The sequence below is a fragment of the Siphonobacter aquaeclarae genome, from assembly GCF_900103285.1.
GTDB classification, from domain to species: Bacteria; Bacteroidota; Bacteroidia; order Cytophagales; family Spirosomataceae; genus Siphonobacter; species Siphonobacter aquaeclarae.
In genome coordinates, this window is sequence record NZ_FNGS01000001.1 from 489,515 (window position 1) to 501,378 (window position 11,864).

The 11,864-nt window shown below is 51.5% G+C and carries 8 protein-coding genes; 3 read left to right on the top strand and 5 right to left on the bottom strand.

Going from position 1 to position 11,864, the window contains the following annotated elements:
• Positions 1–86: 86 nt before the first annotated feature.
• A complete protein-coding gene (locus tag BLR09_RS01830; RefSeq protein WP_093196922.1) occupies positions 87–287 on the bottom strand; it encodes a SymE family type I addiction module toxin in 201 nt (66 codons plus the stop codon).
• Between the two features lie 172 nt (positions 288–459).
• Here BLR09_RS01830 and BLR09_RS01835 point away from each other — a divergent pair, with 172 nt between their 5' ends.
• Genes BLR09_RS01835 through cap12 form a run of 3 tightly spaced genes read left to right on the top strand, consistent with a single transcriptional unit; the run spans position 460 to position 2,851 of the window.
• Positions 460–858, top strand: coding sequence for a helix-turn-helix domain-containing protein (locus tag BLR09_RS01835; RefSeq protein WP_317039189.1), 399 nt, complete (start codon positions 460–462; stop codon positions 856–858).
• Positions 859–885: 27 nt separating this feature from the next.
• Positions 886–1,893, top strand: a complete 1,008-nt coding sequence (locus BLR09_RS01840) for a nucleotidyltransferase-like protein (protein ID WP_093196928.1) — start codon at positions 886–888, stop codon at positions 1,891–1,893.
• Between the two features lies 1 nt (position 1,894).
• Positions 1,895–2,851 (top strand): CBASS system CD-NTase-associated NAD(+) hydrolase Cap12, encoded by a 957-nt coding sequence (gene cap12, locus BLR09_RS01845; protein WP_093196931.1) that lies wholly within the window; start codon positions 1,895–1,897, stop codon positions 2,849–2,851.
• Between the two features lie 56 nt (positions 2,852–2,907).
• Here cap12 and BLR09_RS01850 read toward each other — a convergent pair whose 3' ends face one another.
• The 4 genes from BLR09_RS01850 to BLR09_RS01865 all read right to left on the bottom strand — a co-directional run bounded on the left by BLR09_RS01850 (position 2,908) and on the right by BLR09_RS01865 (position 11,756).
• Positions 2,908–3,825, bottom strand: coding sequence for a cation diffusion facilitator family transporter (locus BLR09_RS01850; protein WP_093196933.1), 918 nt, complete (start codon positions 3,823–3,825; stop codon positions 2,908–2,910).
• 114 nt (positions 3,826–3,939) lie between these two features.
• Entirely contained in the window at positions 3,940–6,804 is a 2,865-nt protein-coding gene (locus BLR09_RS01855; RefSeq protein ID WP_218126569.1) for a hypothetical protein, read from the bottom strand.
• Positions 6,805–7,625: 821 nt separating this feature from the next.
• Positions 7,626–10,481 (bottom strand): immunoglobulin domain-containing protein, encoded by a 2,856-nt coding sequence (locus tag BLR09_RS01860; protein ID WP_143010992.1) that lies wholly within the window; start codon positions 10,479–10,481, stop codon positions 7,626–7,628.
• Between the two features lie 207 nt (positions 10,482–10,688).
• A complete protein-coding gene (locus tag BLR09_RS01865) occupies positions 10,689–11,756 on the bottom strand; it encodes an NAD(P)H-dependent flavin oxidoreductase (RefSeq protein WP_093196941.1) in 1,068 nt (355 codons plus the stop codon).
• Positions 11,757–11,864 lie beyond the last annotated feature (108 nt).

Genomic DNA, 11,864 nt, shown 5'->3' on the forward strand with positions numbered 1-11,864 from the left:
ATGCTAAACTCACTCGCTTCGCTGGTTTCGACGGTGCTCAACCACCGGCTACTGCGGCAGAAAGACACAGCAGTCAAGTACATACGCTATTCTCTCCCCTCCTCCGCCAGCACTATCGTCAGTTTATTCGCTTCCGGTCGTACTTCTATCACCTGCCCGGGCTTGAAGCCGCATTCGGCGAGCCATTTGCCGGTGAGGCGGATGTGCGGGAGATCTACCCGGCGGGAAGGAATGCTCCGGGTGAAGAGGATGTTTTCCTGAACTTTGAGTTTACGGGAGGGATACATGGCATCGGGGGTTGAAGTACGCAGCAAAGGTAGCCTGCTCCGCCTGGAGCCAATTCGTAAACGGTTGCGTATTTCAGTAAAATAGGGGCCTTAGTTTACCCGTAATTTACTATACTTACCGCTCCAACCTGTATCCATTTTTCCCCTTAAGATTGCCTCTTTTATGACCGATATGCGAATCCACGAAGGCCGGAACGTCAAGCGTTTCCGTGAAATGCTGGGTATCAAGCAGGAAGCCCTCGCCGCAGAGCTGGGCACCGACTGGAACCAGAAGAAAATCTCCCTCCTCGAACAGCGCGAGCGCATCGACGCGCCCATTCTCGACCAGGTATCGAAGGCGCTGAAGATACCGGTGGAGGCAATACAGAAGTTTGATGAGGAGAAGGTGGTGAATATTATTTCGAATACCGCCTCCTTTGATAACTGTGAGCAGCCAGCATTCTTTAATTTCTACCCGACATTTAATCCGTTAGATAAGCTAGTGGAAGCGTATGAGGAGATAAGGAGGTTGAATGAGGCGTTGTTGAGGGAGAAGGATGAGAGAATAAAGATTCTTGAAACGAAAAGATAGTACAAATTTCAAACCACATCTTTCAAAATGGCTATATTAAACTACACCAATAGGCTAGAAAACTTAAGAAACAGAAAGTTCGATCCAAATCTTAATGAACTTTATACTTCCAAGTATTTCAATAGGTTGGGACTGCCGGATAACGTAAAGTATCTGTTAGAGATTACTCAACCGATTGACAAATTATCAAATGACAAATATTTGCTTGCTGCCGAACGAGTTCAAAATCACTTGGAAAGACGTCTAAATCTTCACTTTGAACGAGACTATCGCCATCAAGGGTCAATAACGACCAATACAAATATTAGAGTACACAGTGATATAGACCTACTTACTATTATAAGTAGATATCATTTTGTGCCAAATGGAGAACCTATCCTTTCTCCCTATACAGCTACAAATGCAAATGAAGATATCAAACTGCTACGAAAGCAAGCTACTCAAATATTGAAGTCGATTTATCAAGATGTGGATGACAGTGGGAAAAAAAGTATTTCTATTTTCAATAAGGATCTCCATAGAAAGGTTGATATCGTATTTTGTTTCTGGTACCACAGCAGTACCGCAACAGACAATGAAAAAGGAATCATGCTTTTCGACTTTGAAAATGAAACCAGAATTAAAGATTTTCCATTTGCTCATATTTCTGCTGTCAACACGAAAGGCAATTCGACATCAGATGGCTCAAAAAAGGGAATTAGAATGTTAAAGAATCTTAAAGCCGATGCAGATATTGAATTAAACAGTTTTCAGCTCACGTCAATAGTTCATGACATTTCAAATAATAACTTACCACATTCAGTGGGCACGGAGCTATATTTGGCTCAAAATATTTCATATCATCTAGAAAAAATCATTTCGGACTCACAATATAGAAAGGATATCCAGAGCCCGAACGGAAGAGAATATCCGTTGAAAAATGATGATTGCGTTGAACAACTCAAGAAATTGAGGAGTGAGTTAGATACGCTTATAATGGATAGCCAGCGAGAATTAAGTAAGGTTGAAGTACGAAATTTAATCCACTCAATATAAAATGAAAAAGCGTCTCTTTATTGGCTCTTCATCGGAAGAATTAGAGCTTGCTCATGCGGCAAAATTGCTTCTTGAACAGGATTTTGATGTTACAATTTGGAATGATACTGTCTGGGATAGCGCTGTTTTTCGAATCAATCAAAATTTTTTATCTGATTTGCTAAAAGCATCTTTGAAATTTGATTTCGGGATACTAATTGGGTCAAAAGACGACAAAGTTGAGTACAGGGGAACTTCTGCCCTTCAACCTAGAGATAATATACTATTTGAACTAGGTTTATTTTTAGGAAGGCTTGGTCCCAACAAATGTGCATTCCTAATAGAAAAGGATATAAAAGTATTATCAGATGTTCAAGGCATTACTTTGGCGAGGTTTGATAAGTCGAAGCCGGCCGAATTTAACCAAGCAGTAATTCGAATACGAGATGCTTTTAATTCGAGTTCAAATAATGATATCAATTTCTTTCCTTCTGCTACATTGGCAGCAGTATATTTCGAAAACTTAGTTGCGCCGACTTGTAAGTTTCTGATAAAGAACAAAGGATATAAACTTAATGGGATACAGTACGAAAAATTTAAGTTAAAAATAATTATACCTGATAAAATTGTAGTCGATCCCAACATTGCGTTTGAAAAAATAAAATCTAAGCTTTCTACAACAAAGATTGACATCGACTACTCAGGAAGGCCTCGAAGTATTCATCATGAGACAATAATTAAAGACAACATCATCGAGTTCATTGATTTTCCAACGATTATCACAGGGATAAATTTCGCAATATCAAACTTACTTCCTAGTGAATTCAATGATCTAACTTCTGATTATAACTTAATAGTAGAACGTGAATTAGAGAAATTCATTCTCACATTAAAGCAGCTTCTTTTACGAAATAATTTCGATGAAGATGTAGAGATAATAAGAGAAGGCACCTTTAACAAAAACGGTGCGAACGTTTAACACGGAAAAAGCCTGTAGCTATTTACTACAGGCTTTTTCCGTTACTTTTCATTCCCCTAAATCATCCACTTCCTCTCCGTCGTAAAACTAATCGTCAACCACATCGAATATTCCCCCTTAATCCTTTCATACAACTCCTGCCGGACGGCGTCGAGCTCAATCAAAGAGGTTTCCCCGGCCGACTGCGGCAGGAGAAAGTCGATCTCGACCGTGTAGCTGCGGCCGGTTTTGATGACGCGGACGATGTGGTCTTCGTAACCTTTTTCGGCGGCGAGGGCTTCGGCTGCGTCGTGGATGGCGTTTTCGATGTCGTCGTCGGGGGCAAACTGGAGTAGCTCGCGGATGTTTTTCCGGAAGGTCATCAGCGGTATCCGGATGAAAAACAGCGAGATCACCACGACCGTACCGGGATCGAGGTACGGAATGAGCCAGGCATACGCCGTACCCGCCAGTACGTAGCTCAACGAGAGCGCCGCCAATACGCCGAGGCTCAGCAGGGCGTCGAGCTGCCACTCCGTCGCTTCCACACGGAGGTACTCCGACCGGATTTCCCGGGCTTTGCGCCGAAACAATACCCAAATCCCGAGACAGACCACGATGGATGTAATGAGATACGGCAGGGCGACGTCCAACTCGACGGACTTTCCGCCGTTGAGAATATCAATCACCGACGTCGCCATCGAATACACGCATAAAAAAATCACGATAAACGACTCCACCGTTATCGTAAAGGGCTCAAACTGAGCGCGTCCGAAGGGCAGGCGGTCGTCGTCGGGCTTACGGACAAACTGCGTGATAAACAGCGATACCCCCGACAAACTAATGCCGACGAGGGAGAAGAGCGCATCGAAGATGATGGATTTGGAGTCGCCCACGATCCCGACCACAATTGCCCAGATCGTCAGCGCCGAGCCGACTCCGAGCGATAGCCGAAGCCATTTCTGTTCCTGTCGACGGTGTACCCGCAGGGTCATGACTTACACGTTTGCCCCTAAAATAGAACGCAGCCGCTTACGCCCTTCCCTTCCTCCAAAAAAAAGAGCAGGCCGCCCAAAACGGACGGCCTGCTCTACTGCAACCAAACCAAACTATTCTGCTACAAGCACCTTCACCGCACCGAGCGAAACCGCCGTTCCGTTCTCGGCCTTGAGCAGGAAGTAGCCCTTCCGGCCGCGCACGAGGTCGTCGACAGATACTTCCGTGCGGTCTTGTGAAATCGATACTTCTTTCTGTCCGATTTTTCCGCCTGTGAGGGAGTACAGCGTCAACGTAGCCGGGCCGCGGTAGTCGGGCGTATGGAGCGTCGCGGTAACATGGGCCGACGAGCGCGCCGGATTCGGGAAGACGTTCAGGGAACGGGCCTTGAAGCCATCACAGGATACCGTCACACCGACGGTCTTGCTGTAGTCAAACGTCCCGTCTTTGTCCACCATTTTCAGACGGTAGTAGTATGTTCCTTCCGGAATGTCCTTTTGGTAGAACGTGTAGGAATTGCCGGTACCGGCTGCGGGTAGTTTTCCTGCTACACCGAATTGACGGGCGTCTGCACTTTTTTCGATGAGGAAGTAGTCAAATTTCTCTTCTTTCGACGTCAGCCAGTTGAGCGTTACGCCGCAGTTTTCGACCGTAGCCTTGAAATAGGCCAGCGTGACAGGCAGCGGACTGCCGCAGTTTTTGCTGTTGAGGTTGACCGTAACTTTCCGCGTCACGCAGCCACCCGCCAGTACCACTGTGCACACATAGGCGCCATCGTTCGAGGCCTGGTAGCTCGGGAAATTGATCTCGCGGGAGGTACCGATGACCGCGCCGTTTTTCTCCCAGGTATAGGTGGCGTCGACCACATCTTCCACACTCAGCAGATACGGCTGGCCGACGCAGGGCTCGGCATTCGAGGATAGTTTCAGCGGAAGCAGCTGACCGATAGACACTTGCGTAACGGCCGTATTCCCACACTGATCCGTAATCCGGACGTCGTAATCAGTACCGGCCTCGAGGCCGTCGGCAGTATACGAAGACGGCACGTTTTCGCCTTTCACGACATAGGCCGATTCGGGTTCGGTCGTCTTCTTCATTTCGACCTTAAACGGCCCGAAACCGGAGAACTGGAAGATGGCCTTTCCGGCGCCGGTCGGCGAGCCGTCAGGATTTTCGCAGATTACGCCGAGTTTTTTGGTGACTACCGGCGCCGTTCCGGCAGGCTGGATGGTGACGGGCTTCGTCGCTACCAGGTTCGCGATGCCGCAATCCGTATAGTCAGCTACGCCGCGGACGGTGTAGTTGCCGGCCGGCAGGTTGATAAACGTACCGGTCAGGTTCGTGCTGATCACATTGTTGCCGGCGTCAAGAAGCTCAAAACGCACGGCGTTATATCCGTTGTAGTCCAGCGACGCCGAGATACTTCCGGTACCGCCGCAAAGCTGGGTCGTACTGGCCGACAGGGTGAATTTCAGCGGAGGCTGATCGGTTTCGTTAAGGGTAAACTGAGCCTGAGTCGGCGCGCAGCCCGCATTGGCCGGGGTCATCCGGAGGGTATAGGTACCGGGCGCGAGGGCAGGCAACTGGATGAAGCCATCCTGAATGCTGTTGGTGGTATAAACAACGTTGTTGCCGGCGTCGAGAATCTGAACCGTCGAGCCGTCGATACCGGCGTTATAACCGCGGACGTAAAGGTCCACCTTCGTCGTTCCTACGGTATTGACACACCACAAATAGCCGGCAGAGGGATAGACCTGCAGCCCATCCGACGGAACGGGCGTATAAATCGTTGCGCTATAGGTCAGTCCGCAGGCATCCGTAACCGTATAGGCATACTGTGACGCGTACGGCACATTGGAAAATATGCTGTTGAGCGTGCCGTTGTCGTTGACCGTATGCGTAATCGGGGATCCGCCCTGCGGCGTTACGACGGCCGTCAGCGGCCAGGTAAAGTTGCCATCTGCCCAGAGCAGCAGGTTGAGCTTCGTGATACCGGAGGGCGAGCAAGGCAGAATTACACCGTTGCTCACATACAGATTCCGGGTTGGAAGGTCAAAACACTCGGTAATTTCTTCTCCGCAGGGAGAAATCGTCCGGATGGCTACGCGTTGCAACGTCGCGGGAACGGTAAACTGCAGGTCAGAGTCCTGGGTAATGGTCTTCGAAAAGAGCGGCGTAGCTCCTGACGGGACAGCACATGCAGCGCCGGGCGCGATCGAGTAGATTTCGTACTTGTAGCCGGGATTAGCTTTGTAGTCAATCGGAAAACCATTGTCCGCGCGGGAAAGGTTGGCCTGGAAGGAGTTGGTCGTACAGGTTGTCCCTGTCTGGGAGAAGCTCAGGTGCCCCATCGGATAAAGGGGTGCCAGCTCCACGGTACGCGTCACGAAATTATTACAGGCGTCTTTCACCCGAACCTGATATGTTCCGAACTGGGTGGCGTTGAAGGTATTGGAAGACGAATAGCTGAACAGCGCGTCGTCGGCATTTGCTTCGTCCGAGAGCAGGAACGCGTATTTCAGGCCGCCGCTGCCGGGGTTTCCGCCGGTCGCAGAAGCTGTAATCGTACCGCCCTGAGCGCCGTTCTGGCACAGGTTGGAAACAGACGCATTGAGGGAAAGCGGCGTGTACTGATTCGGAATGGTGACGGAAACGTCAGCAGTTGCCGATCCGCACGTCACCCGAAACGTATAATCTCCCGGAGGAAGGCTCGTAAAGGTCGCCGAGCTCTGCGCCGTTGTCTGATAACCGCCTGAAGAGGGGCCTGTTACAATCTGATAGGTAGCGCCGGCGTTTCCGGTGACGTTGGAACTGATAGTAGCCGTTCCGTTAGACGGGCAGGTGGCCGGCGTAGCAGATGCCGACAGGTTTTGAATACTCGAGGGGCACTGGGCGAAGGAATTTACCGCCAGGAAAAGCAGGGCTAATACAACGAGATAATGTGGTTTGTGTCCCACAAACCGGTAGAAGACAGGCATAATTTTCATCGTTTGCAGGTTTCCCCGCCGTGAAAGGATAAATTCTCGAATTCCAGACTAATCAAAAGTCAATTCAAAGGTAAAAATCAAGTAGTCGCTAGTAATTATTTTTCGATAAGTGGAATAGAACGTCCGATTATCGTCCATTTTCCCCCGCCGAAGACGCAGAAACCGGCATAAATGCGCAGGTAGTATGCGTGCATACGGGTTTGAGGATACGTTGGGTTTTCAGTTTTCGGTTTGACTGTTTTCGGTTGTCCCTCGATGCCCATGCCCCATGCGCAATAGCCGGTGGTTGAGCCCCGTCGAAACCAGCGTGGCGAGAGCGGGAAGGATGAAAGAAATACGGCTGCCGGTGGTTTCGACGGGGCTCAATCACCGGGGGCGTCGTCGTCGTTGCGGTGTGTAACCCCATGCCCTCTGCTCCTGGCCCTTTGCGCAATAGCCGGTGGTTGAGCTACGTCGAAACCAGCGTGGCGAGAGCCGGAAGGATAAAAGAAATACGGCTGCCGGTGGTTTCGGCGGGGCTCAACCACCGGGGGCGGCGTCGTCGTTGCGGTGTGTAACCCCATGCCCTCTGCTCCTGGCCCTTTGCGCAATAGCCGGTGGTTGAGCTACGTCGAAACCAGCGTGGCGAGAGCGGGAAGGATGAAAGAAATACGGCTGCCGCTGGTTTCGACGTAGCTCAACCACCGGGGTGCGGTGCTCGTCTTCGCTGCTTCGCAAAAAGCCGGCGGCCCGGCGTTTCGAAATAAGGTCGAAACACCGGGCCGTCAACAGAACTCAAAACATTAAACTCAAAACTCCAAACTCCCAAAACCCTACTCCACCACCAGCTTTACCGCTCCAAAACCTTCCGCCTTCAGCAGGAAGTAGCCCTTCTGACCGCGGAGGAGGTCTTCGACGCTGACTTCCGTATTGTCCTGCTGAATAGAGATATTCTTCTGTCCGACTTTTCCGCCTGTAGCGGTATAAAGCGTCAGCGAGAGAGGTCCGCGGTAATCAGGGGTATGGAGCGTCGCAGTGATCCGGTCGGTACGCCGGGCGGGGTTCGGGAATACGTTGAGCGCTCCCGGTGCGAATCCGTCACACACGACGTTCAACCCTACCGTTTTGCTATATTCGAAGGTAGCGTCCTTGTCTACCATCTTCAGGCGGTAGTAATAGGTTCCGACCGGGAGATCCTTCTGGTAGAACACATAAGTCTGGCCGGAGCCAGTTGCCGGCAGTTTGCCGACGGTTCCGAATTGCCGTGCATCTGCACTTTTTTCGATGAGGAAGTAGTCAAATCCATCCTCCTTTGCCGTACGCCATTCCAGTGTCGCGCCGCAATTTTCGACCCGCGCCTTGAAGTACACCAGCGTAACCGGCAGAACCGCGCCGCATTGGGTACTGCTGAGGTTGACGGTAATCTTTCGGGTCACGCAGCCACCTGCCAGGACCACCGTGCAGATGTAGCTTCCATCGTTCGAGGCATTGTAGCTCGGGAATGTCACCTCGCGGGATGTAGCGATGACCGTTCCGTTCTTTTCCCAGGTGTAGGTGGCATCGACGACGTCCTCGACACCCAGCACATAGGGCTGACCCTGGCAGGGCTGATACTGGTTGGTCAGGTTGAGCGGCAGCAACGCACCGATCGATACCTGGGTAACAGCCGTGTTGCCGCATTGGTCGGTAATCCGGACGTCGTAGTCGGTTCCGGCATCGAGCCCATCAGCGGTGAAATCCGCCGGTACGTTCGTTCCTTTCACGACATAGGCCGTTTCCGGTTCCGTTGTCTTCTTCATCTCAACTTTAAACGGTCCGAAACCGGAGAACTGGAAGATGGCCTTGCCGGTCGACATCGGTGTACCATCTGCATTTTCGCAGATGACGCCAAGCTTTTTCGTCACTACCGGCGCCGTTCCGGCGGGTTGGATGGTCTGCTGTACTTGCCCGGTAAGGTTCGGAATACCGCAGGAAGCGTAGTTAGCCGTTGCCTGAACGGTGTAGGTACCCGCCGGCAGGTTAATAAACGTACCGGAAGTATTCGTGCTCACGGTAGCGCCGCTGCCGTCGAGCAGGGCATAGGTGATGGTTTGGGATCCGTTGTATATCAGCGTGGACGTAATCGATCCTGTTCCTCCGCACAGCTGCGTAGCAGTGGCAGAAAGAGTGAAATTCAACGGGGGACTATCTGTATCGCTGATCACAAAAGATGCGTCGAGCGGCGCGCAGGAACCGCTGCTTGGCACAATATGAATCGAGTAGGTACCGGGAGCCAGGGGAGGCAGGGCTATATAGCCGTCGTAGCTACCCGTTCCGGTATATACCACATTGCCGCCGGCGTCGCGTACTTCAATCGCGGCTCCACTTACGCCAGGGTTGTAACCCCGCAGGTAAAGCTCTACCTGCTTCAAACCGACTGTATTCACACAGCTGAGTGAACCGCTGGTTACATTAACAGCAAAACCGTCGCCGGCTGTGGGGGCTGTGACGGTGTCCGTGAATACCTGCCCGCAGGCGTCGGTCAGCGTATAGGTATACGACGCCGCCAGTGGCATATCCGGAAAGGCGTACAGCAATTCGTTGTTGTTTGCGACGACATGCGTCACCGGCGTTCCGCCCTGGGGCGTTACGGTAGCTGTGATCGGAAAAACATAATCCTGTTGTGCCCACATCAGAAAATTGGCAGTAACGTTACCGGAACCGTCGCAATTCATCGTGATTCCGAAGGTGGAATAAAAATTCCGCGGTGCAATGTCAAAACACTCAATGGTCTCTTCTCCGCAGGGTGATACCGTCCGGATCAAAATGCGCGGCGCTGTGGAAGAAAGGGTAAACTGAAGGTCAGATGCCTGGGTAATGGTTTTGGCAATGACTGGGGTACCTCCTGACGGAACGGCGCACGTAGCACCCGCGGCAAGTTCATATACCTCGTAGTAATAACCCGGCGAAGCAGTATAATCAATGGACACATTGTCATCGGCTCGGGTGAGGTAGGCACTGTACGTGGTAGTCGAGCAGGTATAACCGGTCTTGTTGAAACCGACATGCCCGGCAGGACTCAACGGCGCCAGCTCTACGGTCCTGGTTACGAAGTTGTTACAGGCGTCCTTTACACGAACCTGATACGTGCCGTAGGCAGTCGCCTGAAAAGTCGCGGAGGAGGAATAGGTAAACTGTGCGTCATCGGCATTGGGTTGATCAGATAACAAAAAAGCATACTGCAGACCGGTCGAACCCGGGTTGCCGCCGGTAGCCGACGCCGTGATGGTCCCGCCGGCCTGACCGTTCTGGCAGAGATTGGAAACGGCGGTCGACAACTGTAGCGGCGTATACTGATTGTCGATCGTAGCCGACACGTCCGTAGTAGCTGTTCCACAGGTAATCCGGAAGGTATACGCACCCGGAGGCAGGCTTGTAAACGTGGTTCCGCTTTGGGCGGTCGTCTGATACCCGCCGGACGCCGGCCCGGAGACGATCTGATACGTCGCACCCGCATTTCCCGATACATTCGAACTGATCGAAACCGTACCGTTTGACGGGCATGTTGCCGGTGTGGCAGACGTCGAAGCATTCTGAATCGATGCCGGGCACTGCGAAAGTGCAGAAAAAGCGGTTAACAGAAGGGGAAGAATCAGGGCATAATGCACCCTGGGTTTGCCGGAGACAAACCTTAGCAATAAACGTATCATACAGGTGGTTTTGTGAGGGTCACCCCTCGGCATAGAAAGGAATGTTAGTAACCAAACATCAATCAAACATACCTTTCTACTCTGCCTTCGCAACCCCGTATTTCGACGTTAGGCCTCCATCAGTCGACAAATAGACATAAACACACGATAATTGGTATTATAATTTCAGTAACAATACAGTATTTATAGTATATTAGTACTAGTTTATTATTCGATGAATACCTTATTTTTTAGTTCCAGAGACTTCATTTCCTCTACCAGCTGGCGAATAATCGCTGCCGCCGGCTCCATCGGCGCACGGAAAGGGTTCTGCCCTGCCCAGAGATTTGTAAACCGGCCGTCGTCGCGCCGTTGTGCTTCCTGTCGCAATGCCGTACTGAGGCTGTTTTGAAAGGGGTAGTCCGGAATCGGAATGCCCGACGCTTCGATCGTTTCCTGCATTTCATTGCGCAATCCGCGTGCCCAGCGACCGGAAAACGCCCGCGTCAGCACCGTATCCGTATCTACTGCTCGCTGCAATTGTTCCTTCCAGGCGGCAATTGCCCTGCTTTCGTGACTGCCTACAAACAGCGTACCTACCTGAACACCGGCCGCGCCCAGCAGCATCGCCGCACAGGCCGACTTCCCGGAAGATATCGCTCCTGCAGCCAGAACAGGCCGCTGAATCCGATCGGCTACGGTTGGCAGCAGCGCCATCAGCCCTACTTGCGGCAGCGGTTCTTCCTCCAGAAAACTACCGCGGTGCCCTCCTGCTTCAATTCCCTGAACAGTAATGACTTGGACGTCTTTTTCGTCCAGATACAATGCCTCTTTCAAACTGGTAGCAGTACCATTAAGAACCGCACCGTTTTCACGGAGACGGTTCAGCGCTTCGTCGTCCGGTACGCCGAACGTAAAACTGACAAACCGTATCTGCTCCCGAACCAGTACCTCGATCTGATCCGAGTAGGTATAATGCCGCGCCGGCAGCTCCGCCGATACTGCCAGGCCCAGGTCCCCGGCCAGGTCATCCAGAAACTCCCGCATGGCCTGTAGCTCCGGCATTTCCGGAATACGATGCGCAAAGAGATTCACGGCGAAGGGTTTGGATGTCAGCTTACGGGTCTGCCGGATGAGTTCTTCGGTTTTTTCGGGAGAAAGTCCCCCGACAGGCAGCGAACCCAACCCGCCGGCTTCGGCAACTGCCGCAACCATTTCCGGCGTGGTGACACCCAGCATCGGCGCCTGAACAATCGGATAGCGAACGCCGGCAAGGCGGAGAAATTCATGTGTCATGGCAGCGTATTATCGGTTTGGACGAATATAACGCTCTCCTCCTGTCCGGGGTTTGCTCTTTTTTAAACTAAAATTTTAGGTAAAATGATTTTCCCTTGTTTTATTTGT

Coding starts and splice junctions, on each gene's coding strand:
- BLR09_RS01840 (WP_093196928.1), top strand. CDS start 886: ATGGCTATATTAAACTACACCAATAGGCTAGAAAACTTAAGAAACAGA.
- BLR09_RS01865 (WP_093196941.1), bottom strand. CDS start 11,756: ATGACACATGAATTTCTCCGCCTTGCCGGCGTTCGCTATCCGATTGTT.
- cap12 (WP_093196931.1), top strand. CDS start 1,895: ATGAAAAAGCGTCTCTTTATTGGCTCTTCATCGGAAGAATTAGAGCTT.
- BLR09_RS01830 (WP_093196922.1), bottom strand. CDS start 287: ATGTATCCCTCCCGTAAACTCAAAGTTCAGGAAAACATCCTCTTCACC.
- BLR09_RS01850 (WP_093196933.1), bottom strand. CDS start 3,825: ATGACCCTGCGGGTACACCGTCGACAGGAACAGAAATGGCTTCGGCTA.
- BLR09_RS01835 (WP_317039189.1), top strand. CDS start 460: ATGCGAATCCACGAAGGCCGGAACGTCAAGCGTTTCCGTGAAATGCTG.
- BLR09_RS01855 (WP_218126569.1), bottom strand. CDS start 6,804: ATGCCTGTCTTCTACCGGTTTGTGGGACACAAACCACATTATCTCGTT.
- BLR09_RS01860 (WP_143010992.1), bottom strand. CDS start 10,481: ATGATACGTTTATTGCTAAGGTTTGTCTCCGGCAAACCCAGGGTGCAT.